Genomic DNA, 17108 nt, shown 5'->3' with positions numbered 1-17108 from the left:
AGCTGCATGGATGCAGCATGAGGATTAAAAGTAAATCTGCCTACTCAACGCCTCACAGGATTATTTCCAATGCGACAGTCGTGCCAGGGTGTCGAAGACGGCCTGGATCAGCCCGTCGCGGTCGGCATCTGATATGGTTTCCTTTCCGGCCGTATGGTATGCCTGTATGAAGATGACAACGTCCCCTTTCCGGCCCGTGTAGAAGAAGAATCCGCCCGTCTTCCCGAGAAGGTGATAATTGAGTATGCCTCCGTACGACTCGTCAAAACCTGCCGGGGTAACGAACTCTTTCAATTTGCCCATAGGGCCCAGGCGTTTGCGCTTGGACTCTATGAATTGCTTTTTGGATGCGAATTCCGGGATCGGATCCGCACAAATTTCGAAGACGACCGCGGTCGTGCTTTCCCCGTCAGGAGAGGAAGCGGAGGCATACCCTGCGTCAGATCCCTCATCGGCCGTGAAGGGGCCGAAAGGCCCCCTGTAGCTTTTGAGGAACCTATCTCTCAGCAAAAGGGCATCCGTTGCCGGTTCATGCATAGACTGCATCGGATATCGCCTGCATCACGGAGGCGATGTCGCTGTCTCCGGCCAGGCTGCCTGCGAAGTACAGACCTGTGTTACTGCAATCAATCAGCACACCGTGGCTGTAGGCTGCGAAATAGACTATGGTGAACTTGGTCATGGTGCCCACCTGAACGTCGATCTTGTATGCTGTGATGCCGTCGAATCCTGAGATCCCCGTCACTTCGGAGGGCGTGGCTCCCATGAATCCTTCTTTGGCGGCAACAACTGACGCGAGGGTATTGTACTGGGCCTCAGCATCATCGGCGAGGGTGAAGGTAACTGTGCTGTAGGGCAGACGGGCAGAGCCTGTGTCGGCCTGCGCAGACGCTGTATCGGCCGATGCACCGTCGACAACATAGAAATCGCCGAATCCTCCGGAGTAGGATTCGTCGACATATGCCGCCATGTTTGCCGCGCTCCTGGAGCATGACTGGGTAAGAGAACTTTGAATGGCAGAGAACACGCTCTTGAACTCGGAATCTGTGGCAAGCGAGCCTGCATGGTACAGCCCGTTGTTGGTGCCGTCCAATACCACATTCCCGCTATAGGCTGCAAAATAGACTATGGTGAACTTGGTCATGGTGCCCACCTGAACATCGATCTTGTATGCCGTGAATCCCTCGAATCCATCGGTATCGATGCCGGTGATCTGGGAGGGGGTGGCCCCCATGAATCCTTCTTTGGCGGCAACTGCTGCGGCCAAGGTCTCATAATCGCTCTTTGCGCTATCTGAATTCCTGTAGACGATCTGGGTGTGGGCCAGGCGCGCAGAACCGGTATCGGTCATCACAGTCGCGCTGTCCGAGGTTGCACCGTCGGCAACATAGAAATCTCCGAATTTACTGGCATAGTTGTCGACGAGGTTGTCCGCCATGAGCGAAACATCTGCTTGCTCGCCGTCATCATCGTCGTTGTAATAGGTGTATGCAATGACCAGCGCTCCGACCACGGCCACTGCCATCACAACTGCGATGCACATGTTTGTTTTCGAAAGCATATGGAATTTTTGTAGGTGAAGCACGTATAAATTATATTGGATTATTCATCCAACAATTAAAATAGTGTACTGACCCTGCAAAATCGATGAACAGCAAGTACCTAGCCATTATTGCAGTGGTTGCCGTAGCTGCAATTGCTGTAGTCGCCATCTCAGTCAGCCAGAATTCGGATGATGATGGCGGCAGCGACGATGCAGACAGATACACGTTCACCGATACTGCGGGATTTTCGCATTCCGTGGAAGTTCCGATAGAGAATGTTTCGGTTGTGCACAAATACATCCCTGTGTTCCTGAAGATCCTCGGAGTCGAAGATCAGGTAGGAGGCCTTGATTCGAAATACGGGATGACGTTCTCCAGATTCTTCGAGAACAGCTACAACATAGGAAGCTACTCGGAACCTGACGGAGAGACTATGCTCAAGCATGATTCAAGGGTCATCCTGACCCCGGTGACCATGGGTCTATCCAATGCGGAAGCATTGAAGGAAATGGGCATAGAGGTCATCTACCTTGACCTGACCGACCCCTACGTCATAGAGGATAACCTCAAGATTCTCGTAAAACTCTTCGGCTCCACTGAAACAGTTCAGTCGAATTATGAAAAATACATGAAGATCTTCAACGAATGCGGCGATTACGCGAAGAGCTTCGACCTTTCGTCAACCTCGGATGCGGATTTCTGCCTCTATATGAGCTCGTCCGGGTTCTACCATACTCATGCCTCTGCCGCTGTGAAGACCATCGAAGAAGTTTCCGGTAAATCGTACACGCACATCATCGACCCGAATGTCAAGGACACCGTATACTTCAACCAGGCTCCGGAAGTCATCCTGAACTTCGACAAGGAGCATGGGCTGGAATATCTGTTCCTCTATACCATGGACACTCCGGAAGAGAATCTGCAGAAGTTCCTCGACTCGGGCAACGGGATCGACCTCTCCAAACTGAGCTGCTTCACTGACAAACATGTCTATGCGCTCTCGACGGATTGTGTAAACGGTGCCCTCTGCTGCGTTTCCAAAATCCTGTACGCGCAGGCGTTCGGCGCAGATACCGGAACAACGGCAGAAGAGAAGATAACAGAGATCAACGAGGCTTTCGGCCTCGATTATTCGACCGAGAACTTACTGGTCGAGGTAAGCGGGCTGGTCTGAACGGGTTTCCGATGGACGAAAACGCTGAGGCCGCAGAAAAAGACCGCCTCGTCAAGGCAAAGGAGACGGAAAGGGAGCAGGACCGCATAGAGGGATCTTACAGCGCCTCGAAGAAACGCAAAACGCAGTTCATCCTGCTGATGTCGGTTACGGCCGCGATAGCCTTCGTCTGCTCCTTGGCCATCGGATCCGTGAACATCCCGTTCTCCGATACATTGGCCGTCGTGTTCCACCACATATTCCCTGCGTGGGTAGACCTCCCGTCGAAAGATTGGTACGACGACATAGTGATGAATTCCCGGCTGCCGAGGACGCTCCTCTGCCTGCTGACAGGATTCAGCCTGGCAGCTGCCGGGACAGTTATGCAGGGGCTGCTGAGAAACCCGCTCGTCAGCCCTTTCACATTGGGCGTCTCGACAGCGGCATCGTTCGGTGCTGCTATGACCATCGTGTTTGGCTCCGAGCTTTTCGGGAGCTGGTTCCACGACGAATGGAACCTCGGGTTCGCCAGCACCTCTGCGGAAAACATACTGCTGGTGGCCTTCGCGTTCATGTTCGGATTGGTGAGCATATTGCTGGTGCTCAAAATCGCTTCGAAGAATGCTTCCCGTGCCACGCTCATCCTGGCAGGAGTGGTCATCAGCTATCTCTTCTCGGCCGGCATATCGCTTTCGCAGTATGTTTCCGATGATGAAGCGCTCCGCAAGATAACCAACTGGCTCATGGGCGGCATGTGGAACGCGACCTGGGGCGCGGTGATCGTGCTTACGCCGATTGTCATCATTTGCACGATCTATCTCGAGAAGATTTCGCTGGACATAAACAGCCTTTCGGCAGGCGATGAGATCGCCAGAAACGTAGGGCTTGATGTTTACAAGCTGCGCCGCAACGGATTGATCGTATGCACTTTGGTATCGGCCGCCTGCGTCGCATTCACAGGCGTGATAGGATTCATCGGCCTCATGGCACCCCATATGATCCGCATGGTGATAGGGAACGACACGCGCTATGTGATCCCGGCCTCGGCCCTCCTGGGATCGTCCATTCTGATGGTATCGGATGTGATTTCCAGAGTGATTCTCAGGCCTGAGCAGATACCGGTGGGGATAATCATGTATGTGATCGGCGGGATTTTCTTCCTCTGGATGATCAGCGGGAAAAGATGGGGAGATAGGCTGTGAAACTGGAAGCAGAAGGCATTGCCCAAGGATACGGACCCCATTGCGTAATCAAGGACGTAGGATTCACAGCAGAAAGCGGAGAGCTGCTTACGATTCTGGGCCCCAACGGATGCGGAAAATCCACGCTCATCAAGACCCTCTGCGGAGTCATCCCTCCCAAAGCAGGCACGGTAACGGTTGACGGCAGGGACCTTCTGGCCATGGACCCGAAAGAGATGGCGAAACTTGTTGCTTATGTCCCACAGACGATAGGCACAGCAGGGCACAGCACGGTCTACGATCTCGTCCTCATCGGAAGGCGCCCTTATGTCGAATGGTCATACACGCATGAGGATCTCGAGATAGCCGCCCAGGCCATGATCGACATGAACGTCAACGCATATTCAGGCATCAATATCGAGAATCTCTCAGGTGGCCAGCGTCAACGCGCCTTCATCGCACGCGCTCTGGCACAGCGTCCGTCGTTCTATGTTTTCGATGAACCTACCAGTTCTTTCGACCTGCGCAATCAGCAGGATACGATGAGGATCATGAAGAAACTTACCAGGGAGCGGGAATCGTGCCTCGTGGTCGCTCTGCACGACCTCAATCTGGCCATCAGATATTCTGATAAGGTGATGGTGCTCCACAACGGAAGCGTCTACGATATCGGGAAACCTGAGGATGTCATAACTCCGAAGATGATCATGGATGTTTACGGAGTGTCTGCAGAGATAATGGAAGACCGCCATGGGCTGTTCGTCCGTGCTTATGATGACGGGAACGACCGTGTCGCAGATCGTGCCTGATCAGCGGTCAGAAACATCTTCCAACTCCCCTTCGACATCCTCGAACTCCTTCTTCAAGGCATTGAGCTCTTCGTCTGTAGCTTTCCAGTATCCGCGTTCGTAAGCTTCCGAGAGCCTTTTGATCATGGACATATAAGCCCAAGGGTTGTTGGCCTTCACACAGTCTCTGGTATTCTTGTCTAGGACATAGCGTGACAGAAGGTCGCTGAAAGCCCCCGTATTGACGCAGCCTACTGTAGCGGCAAGTCCGAGCGTGTTCTCGAAACGTTCGTTGATCTTCTGGGCACCGTGATATTCGGTTTTCAGCAGCCCGTCTATCCACTTGGGATTGAGAAGGCGGGTCCTGAGACCTCTTTCGAAAGAACGGGCGGCGGGCTCGGTCTTCGTTCTCGGACCGCTGTCGTCCACTACGTAGACCTCCGGTTTGGCGCCGGAACTCACTTCTACTGCCTTGGAAAGCCCGCCGAGGAACTCATAATAGTGATCGAGATCAATGATCTCGCGGTCTTTGCTGTCCCTTACCTGAGATACAACATCGACGGCACTGTAGTTATGTTCCAGGAGGCCGGCGATGTCTTCTCCCCGGCGTTCTGCAGTATATGCAAAACGGAGACTGTCAATGAACATGCCGCCCAGCTCCGATTCCTCTTTCCAAGAGGAACTTTTCACAGCAGCAGTGACCGAGGTTCCGTACTCTCCCCTTTCAGGACCGAACAGGCGGCAGAAGGCCAGATCCTCGGCCTCTTTTCCTGAATAGCCAGCGACGGAGAGATATTCAAGGTTTCTGCGGTCGCCGGCCTTGATATAGTTCTGCTCTTCCGGCTCATCCAGCTTCCCGACCGTCTCAAAGATCTTTGCCAGCCCCGTGACGAGATTGGGGAACATATCGCGGAAGAATCCGCACATGGATACTGTGACATCGATGCGGGGGCGCCCCAGCTCCTCAATCGGAATGGGCTCGAAGCGGGAAACGAAGTCTCCCGATTGAGAGACCATGCGGAGACCCAGATACCCGCAGATCTGCCCTATTGTCATGCCCTGCGTCCTGGAAGTCTCCAGTCCCCAGAGAACCAGGGCCACACGGCGGGGCCATCTGCCGCTGTCCCGGCGGTACTGGTCTATGAGATCGCGGGCGGCATCCGCACCTCTCTTGAAAGCTGCCTGCGTGGGAATATGAAAAGGATTGAACTGCACGATGTTGCGCCCCGATGGCAAGACTTCCGGATCTTTCAGAGAATCGCCCCCTTGGGCGGCCTCGATGTAACCTCCGTTCAGTGCTGTCAGCAGACCCTCTTCCTCTTCGGGATGTTCGGCCGCCGACATGACTTTCTTTGCATATTCGAGAAAAACAGCGATTCCTTCGACATCTGCTGCTGAAGAAGGCACTCTGCCGTCCGCAGCATATTCAGAAACAGCTTCTGCCAGTTCCCCGTCGGAGATTCCGTTCAGTGATTCCGGAGAAGGAAGCCCGTCATGGGGGAAGCGGAGAGATTCCGCCGCACAGCAGGCAGCATCTTCCGCCGACATCCCCTTCCCGAACACATGGAGTCCGTTCGGGATGAGAGAGTTGCGAATATTGACAAGTTCATCCTCTAGCTCTTCGATGTCTGTCGGCAAGCGCATTTCTGCAGCTTTCCTGACTATGCTGTCCTTCAGCATCTCGGCGCGGCCGGAATCGGCCTTTGAACTCTCACGCAGTTCCGCTATCTCGGATTCCAATTCTGCAAGGGCGCCGTATGTCCCGCTGCGGACAAACGGCGGAGGCATGTAGCTCACTATCGCCGCATGGGAACGCCTTTTCGCGATCATCGCCTCCGAGGGGTTCCCGGAATAATAGATGTAGAAGTGCGGCAGGTCCCCCATCAGCATATCCGGATAGCACTGCCCCGACATGGCCTGCTCCTTCCCGGGCAGGAACTCCAGAGTTCCATGGGTTCCGAGATGCACGATCGCGTCGGCCCCGAAATCCCTCTGCAGCCATTCGTAAAATGCCAGATATTGGTGGTGCGGCAGAAGCGAATCATCGTGGTAGGATCCGCTTATGTCCCCTTTCTCCGGCACTCTGGCGGGCTGGATGCCGATGAACACATTGCCGTCGACGATCCCTGGGATCAGGTATTTCCCGTCCGAGACCATGATCTTTCCCGGTTCCGGTCCCCATCTTGCCGAGATCTCGCAGGGATGGTTTCCCCTCGGCAGGCTCCTGATGACGGCCCCGGTCGGAGCCAGCCAATCTCCGCCGTTGAGTATCCCGTCGGAAAGAAACCTGCTGATTATCTCTCCTGCGCTCATAGGAACGGTATCATAACCTGCCGTCGCTAGCATCGATAAGATGCTTGACAGAGACCCTGCTCCGTCGATGAAGGAACCGCCGAAGAGTTCTCCCTCTCCCGGAGGATAATTGTATGCGATGATCGCCACTTTTTTCTCCGTTTCGGATTTGTGGCGAAGCCTCAGAAGACCGCGGACCTTTCCGGCGATCCTTGAAATCCTATCATCAAGCGGATCTATCTCGGATGCGCCCGGCGGAAAACCTTCTGAAGACGGCATGGGTTCGGATGTGCCTACAGGAATGGTGCAGACGGCTCCGTCGAGTTCGGGAAGGAATATGTCCAGCATGAACTCCATGGCATCGACGCCCGTTTTTGAACGCATCCAATCACCGCGAGAAGTGCCTGTCATGATGAACGGAGAGAGGATCGGAGCCCCGAACTCCCTGAGGAGATCTACGGCAGAGCCACTGTCCCCTCCCATGGGGCCCGCGAGGAAGCGGAACGGCAGCAGATTGACGATGACATCGGGTTTTCCGGCGATCCTCCTCAGCTCGTCTGCACTGTCCACGCTGTAACTGTTCATTGCAACAGGGATGACGTCGGCGAAACCGCCTAATGCCGCGAACATGCGTTCGGCGACTTTTCTGCTGTCATAGGGATAGCTGCTGCCGCTGTACGCCATCATCACCGTTCCCTCCTTCTTCCCGAAACTGTGGGCAGACAGGTATGAGCCGACATCCGGGCATTCTTCGCCGGTGTCCGGATCTTTCAGGTAAACTCCCTCTCTGACCTCCGGGTACTCCTTCTCTTCCACGCTGCGAATCCCTAGGTAATGCCCGAGAATGAGGCTGTAGATGTATTCCATATCCCTGGTTTCCGCCCGTTTCCAACATTGGCTGATACGATGGAGGTTCTCTTCATCGGCAGCGCTCATCCTGAAACGCGATGCATCATACCCTCCGATCCGGGCCAAATTGGGAGCCATCCCTCCCGCTGTTACGCGAATGCCTTTGCATTTTTTAGCTGCAGAGACAATCATGCGGCAATCTGCGCTGGAAAGGCCCATGAGATCTATGACAAGAGCATCGGCCGACTCTATGTCTCCGAGAATCCCTTCGATACTGCCATGTCCCTGACCAACGTATGAGACCGAGAACCTCACTCCCCGAATCTTATGCAAAGAGGCATACTCGCACGTGGACAGAACTGCCGGCATGGACACAGAAACCACGGTGATGAGAAGTTCGCCCATTATGATTGGATGATAGTTCCAACGAACATAATCATTGTGACTGAAAAAGCCGCCCCATTTAAAGACCGCCCCATTCAAAAAGCGACCTGCTGATTCATAGTTGCAACAAGAAACCGCAGGCCGATGACAGCATCGCAGTCCTGAGATGATAAAGGTTGGTGCCGGGAGAGGGGTTCGAACCCTCGGCCTTCGGATTTCCCTGGTGAGGTCAGTAATTAAACCAAACCCTATGAGTCCGACGCTCTACCAGGCTGAGCCATCCCGGCGCTGAACCGCCCCATCCTCTCAGGGTTTATAACCCTATTGGATGGGCGGAAGAGGTTTAGGTCCCGCAGGCCTGCGCCTGCGGGGGGTTCACTCCTTGGTCTCCTCGGCAGGAGCTTCCTCGGCAGGAGCCTCAGCGGCCTCTGCGGGGGCTTCCTCGGCAGGAGCTTCCTCGGGCTGGGGGGCCTCGATGATGGGCTCGGGCTCTCCCTCTCCCTTCCTGAGGACCTCGGTCTTGCGGATCTCGACCCTCTTGATGGGGACGATGACGTGGCAGGCCTTGGCAGTGTCCTTGGACATGTCTCCGGAGATGACAGCCTTCACGACATCGGACAGCTTCTTCTCCTTGGCGAAGTTCACCAGGTACTCTCCGATGGCGGCGCGCATCGCGTCCTCCTGGGAGGACTGGATCCTGCGGTCGGCGATGGCCATCGTCTTGATCCTAACAACGTAGCCGTCGGCAGTGGTGACATCGACGACGTGGTCGGTCTTGGTCTTCTTCCTGCGGGTGAGCCTGCGGACGTGGTCGGCGGCGAACTCGTGGCCGATGAACTCGGTCTTGGCCTCGTGCCCGTCGACACCGACGATCTTGAACTTCAGCTTGATGTGCATCCTGGTGAGGTCGCCGGTCAGGTCCTTGACGGTGATCTCGACCTTCCTGTTCAGGAGGGCCTCGGGGTCGACGGCGGGGGTCTCTCCGACGACGATCTCGTTGAACATGCGGGGAGCGTGGATCTGGTACCATTCCTTGGCCTTCCATTTGTCCTTGCTCTTCCTGCCGCCTGCGGTCTTCGCCGCCGGCGCGGTCTTCTTCGTATCCTTGGCGGGCTCTGCCGCGGTCGCCGCCGCCTTCTCAGCGGCTGCTTTGGCCTCTGCGGCCCTCTTCTCTGCTCCGGGTGCTGCCATTTCGGTAACTCCTATTGCTGTCAGCCTATCTTCGGAGCATATAAAAAGATTGCCAGAATGGACCAAATTTAGGTTTTTGTATTTTCCTCAATGTCCAGCAATTGGAAAATTCACCTAAAAATATAATTTATTCCATCAGTGGGTGGTACCACTATTATTTATAACATTCTCATCGGAAGACGTTCCGGCGGGAGCGGCGCCGTTGCCCTTCTCCCCGAGCGCAGCGCGCATCTTCCGGACGCAGTCCTCCGCATTCTCGGAGAACACATCGGCGCCGATCTCGTCCGCCCAGTCCTGGGTCACAGGGCCCCCGCCGACATTGGTGACGACCTTGCCCTTGAGGCCCCTGTCGGCCATCATCTCCTCCAGGCGCCTCTGGTTGACCATGGTGGAGGTCATGAGCGCAGACGTCCCCACGGCCACCGCGCCGTCGTCCTCCACGGCGTCCACGATGAACTTCACGCGCACGTCGCGCCCCAGGTTGACGACCGAGAAGCCGGCGGCCTGCAGGAGGGCGGCGCAGATGTCCTTGCCGATCGAGTGGATGTCGCCTTCTATGGTGCAGATGACGAACCTCCCCAGCATCGACCCGTCGGAGGGATTGCCCAGGTGGGGCGTCAGGATATCGACTCCCGCCTTCATCGCGCTGCCTGCGGCCATCAGCTGCGGGAGCATGATCTCCCTGCGGTCGTACTGCCTCCCGATCTCCTTGATCCCGGCGGTGTAGCCGTTGGTTATCAGGGAAATCAGGTCGAGCCCTCCGGCCAGGGCCCTTTCCGATACATCGCGGGCAGCCGCGGCGCTGTAGTTCATGACCGCCTTCCGGGCGGCGCGTTCCGCGTCTTCCTGGGTCAACATCGGAGTACAAAATGCTTGCGTACCTTTATAAGACACCCCGAAAAGGTTCGGATCCGCAGTGTTCAATAGATAAAAGGGGGCCCGGAGGCCCCGGAGAGTTTACGTCCTCAGAGGACGACCTTCACCTTGTGGGCGGAGAGTCCGAGCTCGTCCTCGGACATGCCCATGGCGATGCCGTAGAGCTGGGAGAGGTGGAGCACGGGGATGTTGTACCCGAGGGCCTCCTGGGTAGTGTCGAACTGCAGGTGGCAGAACGGGCAGACATCGACGATGAACTGGGCTCCGGACTCCTTCATGTTCTCCAGGTTGGTCTTGGTGAACTCGTTGGCGACATCTCCGAACGCGGCCTTCAGACCTCCTCCGGATCCGCAGCAGAGGGTCTTCTGCTTCCTCGGGAGGCTCTTGCATCCGGTGGCCTCGACGAGCTCGTCGAGAATCTTGGGGTTCTCGGTATCATCGAGGTTCTTCAGGTGCCCGGGCTTCAGGAAGTGGCATCCGTAGAAGACGGCGATGCCGTAGTTGAGGGGCTTGGTGACGGCGGCCTTGATCTTCTCGATCCCGACCTCCTTGTAGAACACCTCGGCGAAGTGGTGGACCTCGGTGGTCCCGTTGTAGTGCAGGCCGATCTCCTTCAGGATCTCGTTGACCTTGGCGAGCTCCTCGGGGTTCTCCTTGAGCTCATGGGCGGCCTCGAAGAGGGATCCGTAGCATCCGTTGCAGATGGTCAGGATGGGCAGGCCCATCTTCTCGGCGAGCGCGAGGTTCCTCGCGGCGGCAGCGAGCCAGGTGGTCTTGCTGAAGGCCCTGATGACTCCGGGTGCGGGGCAGCAGGAGGCGTCGTTCAGGTCGACGAGCTCGATCCCGAGCTTCTCGCAGACGACACGGGTCGACTTCTCGACACCGGGGTACCTGAGGGGCGCGATGCATCCAAGGAAGAAAGCGTATTTTGCCATTTTCACTCCTCCACGATCTTGTTGAATCCGGCCGCATCCATGATCTTCTTGAGGTCGGCGAACGCGTTCTGGTTGCTGAGGACGGTAGGGGGGACCTCGGGCAGCCCGAGGGACTTCCTCATGGCCTTGATGTTGTCGTTGATGGGGACGGTGTGGCCCATGGTGTACAGGTTGGTCGCGGTCTTCTTGTGGGCGGGCTTGATGTGGCCCTCGGCGACGGCCATGTTCCTGAGCGCGATGACGATGTCCACGATGGGGACGCGGCGGGGGCACCTCTCCACGCAGGTGTAGCAGGTGCTGCACATCCAGAGCTCGTCGGAGCTGATGATCTGCTCCTTCATGTCGAGCTGGGCCATCCTGACGAGCTTCCTGACCCTGTAGGAGGTCCTCCTTCCGGAGGGGCATCCGGCGGTGCAGGTTCCGCACTGGAAGCAGAGCTTGGCGTCTGCTCCTCCGAGTTCGGCGAGCCTCTTCTCGAATTCCGGGTCGTATTTGACTTCAGTAGCGTCCATGACGTTCACTGGATGCGAAAATTTTCTGAAGATATTTAACAGGGAACGGTCCGGAACGGTTAGGGTTACCTTATAAGGTATACTTAAATATTCTACAGTCCCCAACGCCCGGCAGGTTCAGGCCAGATGCCTCGCCTTGACCGACGCGATTATCTTCTCCGCCGTGCGGTCGTTCTCCCTGAAGACCGCGGTTATCGCATGCCTGAGCACCCCGGGGTCCACGGCGGACTTGATCTTCAGGCGCTTCCTGGTCAGCAGGTACTCGTCGACGAAGAAGCTCTTGCCCGATCCGAGCATCTCCGACAGGGAGTACGTCTCCGAAACGACCGTGTGCTCCCTGTTCATGGACTCCAGGAACATGAACGCGACCCTCTGCGCCCCGTACTTGTAGCGGATGAACTCGGGGCCGTTGTCCACATAGACCATCCCCATGTAGCCGACCTCGTCCATGTCGTACCCCATCTCGTCGAAGTCGTAGAGATAGAGCGGGTCGTCGATGAGGGCCAGGTCCGCGAGGCCCTCCTTCATCATCCTGACGTTGTGCACGTCGTCCGATATCACGAGCTCGACGTCCGTGAGCTTGAGGGAGGAGAACACCGAGGTCATGAGCTCCTCGGTCACCGGGCTGCAGCACACCGTGAAGCCCCTGTCGTCCGAGACCCTGGCCTCCGACTCGGTGAACCTCTCGGCGATCTCCTTCCCGACCGCGGTCAGAGATGTGCCCGAGGGGGTCGAGACGGTCACGGGGACGCCCGCCGCCGATTCGATGTTCGAGATGTAGCGGTGGACCACCGGCACCGAGATGCCGAGCTCGCGGGCGGCCGCGGTCATGCTCCCCGTCTTCGCCACCGCGATCAGGGCCTCGAGCTGGCGGTTGGTCACGCCCTGCCCGTTGATTATCTGCTCGGTGCGGACCCTGATCTCCATAGCGCAGTCATCCTCTCCCTGATATTAAAGGAACATCGCGCGCGTGGCGCGCAGGAGCCGCCGGAAGCATCTTTTAAGATGCGGAGGCCATGCTCCGTGCGGTACAATGGCTCTGAACGGACGCATAGCGGTGGTCGGCCTCGGCAGCCCGATAATGAGCGACGACTCGGTTGGGCTGAAAGTCTCCGACGACATCAAGGCGATGGGTATGGAGGACGTCGACTGCTTCGCGGAAGCGATCGGCGGGCTGGAGGTTCTCCCGGTCATAGAGGGGTACTCGTACGCCGTGTTCGTCGACGCCATACAGACGGGGCAGTACGGCCCCGGGACCGTCCTGATCTTCGATGTGGCCGATTTCGAGTCCACCGTCGCGAGCGTCCCCTCGCACGACATCAACATAGCCACCGCGCTGAAGATCGGCAGGCAGATGGAACCCGAGAAGATGCCGCTGTCCGTGAAGTTCGTGGCCATTGAGGTGAAGGACATGGCCACCATGAGCGAGGACCTGACCCCCGAGGTCGCGGCCTCGAGGGGATCGGCCGGCAGCGCGGTCCTCCACGTCATCTCCGGCTTCAGGGACGCGGCCGGCTCAGACGTCCAGCGACGAGAAGTCGAAGGCCCCGGCCCGGCGGCCGAGCTTCCCGAGGACTGTGATGTTGAGCCTGTCGGCCCTGAAAACCCTGTCGGCGGCGGCCATGACATCGTCCTCGGTCACCGAGTCGATGAGGTCCATGGTCTCCCTGGCGCTGTGGGCGGCGCCGTGGGTCATGAATCCCCGGCACATCCTGTAGATGCGCCCGTCGGTAGTCTCGGCGGACCTGGCTATCTCCCCTTTCAGGAGGTTCTTGGTCCGGGAGAGCTCATCCTTCTCCAGCCCTTCCTTCCTGAACTCGGCATGCGCCTTCGCGGTCTCCTCCAGGGCCTTCGGGACGTTCGACGGGGTGCACGACATGAACGATACCACGTACCCGGCGTCGCTGTAATGCTCCGCGGTCTCGTAGATGGAGTAGACCAGCGCGTTCTTCTCGCGGACCCTCTGGAACAGCCTCGAGCTGGTCCCGGCGCCGAGGACAGAGGCGAGGACGGACTCGGCATAGCGCTCGGCCTCGGTGCCTTCCCCCACGGGGAACCCGAAGCCGATGTTCACATGCTCCGCCGCGGACGCATGGACCGTGTGCGACGCTCCCGGCATCTTGGGAGGGACCCTTGCTCCGACGACCGGCGCCGACATCCCGTCCAGGCTGTCCTCCGCCCAGGACAGTACCCTGTCCGGGTCTATGCCGCCGGTGGCGAACACGGCGAGGTTCGGCCTGCCGTACCTCTCCGAGTAGTACTGACGCAGGTCCGTGTGGGTGAGCGGCCTGACGCTCTCCTCGGTGCCGCCCTCGTCATATCCCAGCTGCTCCCCTTTCCACAGGTCGCTCTCGAACAGGTCGTGGACGTACTCCTCCGGCTCCGATTTCACCATGCTCAGCTCCTGGAGGACGATCTGCTTCTCCAGTTCCGTGTCCTTCTCGTTGATTAGGGGGTTGGCGACGATGTCCGCCACGCACCTCATCGCGACATCGGAGGTCTCTTTCAGGGTGATCCCGTAGAAACCGGTCATCTCCTTGGCGGTGAAGGCGTTGAGCTCCCCGCCGTTCCCCTCCATAAGCTTCGCCATCTGGAACGAGTCCATGCTGCGGGTCTCCCTGAACACCGTGTGCTCCAGGAGATGCGAGAGGCCGCGTATGCCGTCGCGCTCGTCGCGCGACCCTGTCCTCACCGCTATCATGAACCCTGCGCTGGCACTTCCGTCCATAGGCTCTGTTAGGACCGGGATCCCGCCGGCGGTCTCCGCTTTCCTGATGGTATTCGACATGCTCCGGTCCACTCTGCGGACGTTTTAATAACTTTACCGCATGCCGACCCCGCGATGTCGGAATTCAAGGTGCTGAGATACGCCGATGAGCCGCTGGAGGACCCCATCGCGGTGGTCGGCTTCCCCAACGTCGGGCTCGTGGGATGGATCGTATCGAGCTACCTGGCGAGGACGCTGGGACTGCATGTGGCGGCCGCCGTCGACTCGACTGAGCTGCCCCCGTACGCCTTCGTCCAGGAAGGGAGGTGCTACCCGCCCGTCAGGATCTACGCCGGGCAGCTCCCCAGGAAGAGGCGCAAGCCCGCAAAGAAGGCGGCCGACGGAACCGAGGGGAGCGCCTCCGAAGCGCCGGCCGCGGCGGCTGTGAAGAAGCGCGCATCCCGCAAGAAGCGCGACATTGTCATCGTCACCTCGGAGATCGCACCCAGGCCGGAGCACACCGGCTGCATCTGCGACTCCATACTGGAGGCGCTGGACAGCCTGGGCGTGGAGGAGATCGTCTGCGTCGACGGCATACCCAGGATCTCCCCCGACCAGACCGAGCTCCTGGGGCTCGGGTCCACCGACAGCGCCAGGAAGCGCATGGAGGACAGCGGCCTCAAGCTAATGAAGGACGGCATAGTCCGCGGCGTCTCCGGGGTCATGCTCTTCAAGGGGGAGCAGCAGGGGAGGGAAGTGGAATGCGTCCTGTCCCCGGCCAACCCGCAGCTGCCCGACCCGAGGGCGGCATCCTGGCTCCTCGGGCCCCTTTCCACGCTCATCCCTGGCCTGGACGTCGACCCGTCCCCGCTCACCAACGAGGCCAACGAGATCGACGGCAGGATAAAGGCGCAGATGCAGCAACAGACGATCAACCACAGCATCTACGGATGAGAACTCGGAGAGAGCAATATGCAGACCGTACCGAAACATTTCTTCGTGACCTCCGGCCAGGCCGCCAGCCCTGTGTCGGACCTCAACGCGTTCGACCTGGCACTCCTGAAAGCGCACATCAGCGAGCAGAACCTCGTCGCAGTCTCATCGGTCATACCCGACGGCGCCGAGCAGGTGGACGTCTGCGAGATCCCGATGGGCATGGTGACCTTCTGCGTGCTGTCCCAGATGCGCGGGAGATCGGGAGACGTCATCTCGTCCGGGGTCGCCTACGCCTTCAGGAAGGACGGGCACGGCGGATATGTCGCCGAAGGCCACCTCCACGGGTCCGGCGAGGACCTGGCGGAAGAGCTCAGGAACAAGATGCGCGAGATGTCCCGCATACGCGGCGTGGAGTTCGGAGAGGTCCATTGCAGGGTGGAGAACCAGACGGTGCCCGACGGCGAGTACGGGTGCTGCGTCTCGGCGGTCGTCTTCACGGACTTCAGAGACTGAGATGTTCGCGATCATCAGATGCGGGAACTGCAGGCGCCCCAGGATCATCGACGAGAAGGACGGCAGGACCGTATGCCCCTACTGCGGGAACGCCGACGTCACCTCCGAAAGGGCCCTGCTGTTCAGGGCCCGCGACCAGGAGCTGCTCCGCAGGCGCATCGAGGCGATTACCCTGCGTGACGGGGCGAGGCAGGGCATGAGACGGTCCCCTGCGGACACGGAATGGGCCGCCGGGTCCCTGCCTGCGGAAGAAGAGACCGCCCTTCCCGACCCGTCCGACCCCGGATCCGTCCTGAAGTACGAGTACAAGCGCGCTTCGGGCCCGGAAGCGAAGATGGAGATCCTAGCGGAAGGGCTGGACAGGATCTACGGCGAATGGACCGTCGATGACCTCAGGCAGTTCGAGCCGAAGAACGCCGAAAAGATGCTCTCGGCCATGCTGGACAGGTGCCTGGTCTACGAGACCAAGTACGGGCGCTACAAGCGCTCGCGATGCCGTTTCAGAGGCTGTCTCGGGAATTCTTCCCTTTCTTCCCCTTCCTGTTCTGGGAATCGACTTCCCTGACCATGCGGGGTATCTCCCTGAGCGCCCCTGCGCACAGATATATCGCGGAAAGTGCCAGCACGGCCGCGGCCGCCACGTACATGATGGCGCTGTCGGAGTTGTCCAGGGAAACATACACCACTATCCAGAAGACCAGGTTCCAGATCATCGCGGAGGCCGCGTACTGCATGGGAGCATGGCGCGCGATCCCGTTGCCGATGTCGATCCCCACGGCTGAGTACTCGAACAGCATTGACAGCGACATGATGAACAGGTAAGCGTACCCTGCGACGTCCACGCTGTCCCCGAGGCTGTCGGTGGCCGACGCGATGTAATAGATGAACCCCGTCCCGGTGGCGCATCCGGCACCGAGGCCGAACGCCAGGCCGTAGAATATGCTCTCCGAGTGGCCGCGGAAACGCTTCAGGTTCATGACCACGACAAGTGCCAGGCACTGGACCACGGAGAAGAGGATGATCCCCAGGATCGCGTTCATGATGTAGGTGTACACCATGAACATCACCGTCCCCGCTATGAGCCCGACAGCGAAGAGCCCGAAGAACATGGGGTCCCCGAAGTAAGGATGGTCGGTGTACGGATAGGTGTACTTCCTGACGAGAGCGTACATCAGTGCCAGAGCAGGCGCGAAGGCGAGAACGGCCGCGATGTAGAATATCGGGGAGTCCATGATGGAGCATCCTGT

17 protein-coding genes and 1 tRNA gene are annotated in these 17108 nt (G+C 58.5%); 6 read left to right on the top strand and 12 right to left on the bottom strand.

Annotated elements, in window-relative coordinates; all coding sequences use genetic code 11:
- Nucleotides 1-60: 60 nt before the first annotated feature.
- Nucleotides 61-546, bottom strand: a complete 486-nt coding sequence (locus tag O8W32_07205) for a hypothetical protein (protein ID WII08951.1) — start codon at nucleotides 544-546, stop codon at nucleotides 61-63.
- Nucleotides 530-1561 carry a hypothetical protein gene (locus O8W32_07200; GenBank protein ID WII08950.1) on the bottom strand — a complete coding sequence of 344 codons (1032 nt, stop codon included), beginning with the start codon at nucleotides 1559-1561 and terminating at the stop codon, nucleotides 530-532. The genes O8W32_07205 and O8W32_07200 overlap by 17 nt, the downstream gene beginning before the upstream one ends.
- An 86-nt stretch (nucleotides 1562-1647) precedes the next feature.
- On the opposite strand from O8W32_07200, the gene O8W32_07195 reads away from it, so the two are divergent.
- Genes O8W32_07195 through O8W32_07185 form a run of 3 tightly spaced genes read left to right on the top strand, consistent with a single transcriptional unit; the run spans nucleotide 1648 to nucleotide 4687 of the window.
- A complete protein-coding gene (locus O8W32_07195; protein ID WII08949.1) occupies nucleotides 1648-2718 on the top strand; it encodes a hypothetical protein in 1071 nt (356 codons plus the stop codon).
- 11 nt (nucleotides 2719-2729) lie between these two features.
- On the top strand, nucleotides 2730-3899 hold the full coding sequence (locus tag O8W32_07190) for an iron ABC transporter permease (protein ID WII08948.1): 1170 nt from the start codon (nucleotides 2730-2732) through the stop codon (nucleotides 3897-3899).
- Nucleotides 3896-4687 carry an ABC transporter ATP-binding protein gene (locus O8W32_07185; GenBank protein WII08947.1) on the top strand — a complete coding sequence of 264 codons (792 nt, stop codon included), beginning with the start codon at nucleotides 3896-3898 and terminating at the stop codon, nucleotides 4685-4687. Before O8W32_07190 ends, O8W32_07185 begins: the two co-directional genes overlap by 4 nt.
- On the opposite strand, the gene O8W32_07180 is transcribed toward O8W32_07185, so the two are convergent.
- The 9 genes from O8W32_07180 to O8W32_07140 all read right to left on the bottom strand — a co-directional run bounded on the left by O8W32_07180 (nucleotide 4688) and on the right by O8W32_07140 (nucleotide 14493).
- A complete protein-coding gene (locus O8W32_07180) occupies nucleotides 4688-8212 on the bottom strand; it encodes a cobaltochelatase subunit CobN (protein ID WII08946.1) in 3525 nt (1174 codons plus the stop codon). It lies immediately after the preceding gene.
- Between the two features lie 156 nt (nucleotides 8213-8368).
- A tRNA-Met gene (locus O8W32_07175) sits at nucleotides 8369-8478 on the bottom strand.
- Nucleotides 8479-8566: 88 nt separating this feature from the next.
- Nucleotides 8567-9382, bottom strand: coding sequence for a 30S ribosomal protein S3ae (locus O8W32_07170; protein ID WII08945.1), 816 nt, complete (start codon nucleotides 9380-9382; stop codon nucleotides 8567-8569).
- Nucleotides 9383-9517: 135 nt separating this feature from the next.
- Entirely contained in the window at nucleotides 9518-10240 is a 723-nt protein-coding gene (locus tag O8W32_07165) for a cobalamin-dependent protein (GenBank protein WII08944.1), read from the bottom strand.
- Nucleotides 10241-10347: 107 nt separating this feature from the next.
- Nucleotides 10348-11193 carry a CoB--CoM heterodisulfide reductase subunit B gene (gene hdrB, locus O8W32_07160; GenBank protein WII08943.1) on the bottom strand — a complete coding sequence of 282 codons (846 nt, stop codon included), beginning with the start codon at nucleotides 11191-11193 and terminating at the stop codon, nucleotides 10348-10350.
- A 2-nt stretch (nucleotides 11194-11195) separates the two neighbouring features.
- Nucleotides 11196-11705: a CoB--CoM heterodisulfide reductase subunit C gene (hdrC, locus tag O8W32_07155; GenBank protein ID WII08942.1), complete on the bottom strand. Its 510-nt coding sequence runs from the start codon at nucleotides 11703-11705 to the stop codon at nucleotides 11196-11198.
- Between the two features lie 117 nt (nucleotides 11706-11822).
- Nucleotides 11823-12632 carry a LysR family transcriptional regulator gene (locus tag O8W32_07150; protein ID WII08941.1) on the bottom strand — a complete coding sequence of 270 codons (810 nt, stop codon included), beginning with the start codon at nucleotides 12630-12632 and terminating at the stop codon, nucleotides 11823-11825.
- Nucleotides 12633-12656: 24 nt separating this feature from the next.
- Nucleotides 12657-13196, bottom strand: a complete 540-nt coding sequence (locus O8W32_07145; protein ID WII08940.1) for a hypothetical protein — start codon at nucleotides 13194-13196, stop codon at nucleotides 12657-12659.
- A 25-nt stretch (nucleotides 13197-13221) separates the two neighbouring features.
- Nucleotides 13222-14493, bottom strand: a complete 1272-nt coding sequence (locus O8W32_07140; GenBank protein WII08939.1) for a pitrilysin family protein — start codon at nucleotides 14491-14493, stop codon at nucleotides 13222-13224.
- A gap of 54 nt (nucleotides 14494-14547) precedes the next feature.
- Here O8W32_07140 and O8W32_07135 point away from each other — a divergent pair, with 54 nt between their 5' ends.
- Genes O8W32_07135 through O8W32_07125 form a run of 3 tightly spaced genes read left to right on the top strand, consistent with a single transcriptional unit; the run spans nucleotide 14548 to nucleotide 16426 of the window.
- Nucleotides 14548-15366: a PAC2 family protein gene (locus O8W32_07135; protein ID WII08938.1), complete on the top strand. Its 819-nt coding sequence runs from the start codon at nucleotides 14548-14550 to the stop codon at nucleotides 15364-15366.
- 18 nt (nucleotides 15367-15384) lie between these two features.
- Nucleotides 15385-15861, top strand: a complete 477-nt coding sequence (locus tag O8W32_07130) for a pyruvoyl-dependent arginine decarboxylase (protein WII08937.1) — start codon at nucleotides 15385-15387, stop codon at nucleotides 15859-15861.
- A gap of 1 nt (nucleotide 15862) precedes the next feature.
- Nucleotides 15863-16426 carry a hypothetical protein gene (locus O8W32_07125; protein WII08936.1) on the top strand — a complete coding sequence of 188 codons (564 nt, stop codon included), beginning with the start codon at nucleotides 15863-15865 and terminating at the stop codon, nucleotides 16424-16426.
- Here O8W32_07125 and O8W32_07120 read toward each other — a convergent pair.
- Entirely contained in the window at nucleotides 16362-17093 is a 732-nt protein-coding gene (locus O8W32_07120; GenBank protein ID WII08935.1) for a hypothetical protein, read from the bottom strand. The genes O8W32_07125 and O8W32_07120 overlap by 65 nt on opposite strands.
- Nucleotides 17094-17108: the final 15 nt, after the last annotated feature.

The sequence above is a fragment of the Methanomassiliicoccales archaeon LGM-DZ1 genome, assembly GCA_030168595.1.
Classification (GTDB): Archaea; Thermoplasmatota; Thermoplasmata; order Methanomassiliicoccales; family Methanomethylophilaceae; genus Methanomethylophilus.
The sequence above is the reverse complement of the archived record's forward strand: the minus strand, read 5'-3'. Positions and strand labels throughout refer to the sequence as shown.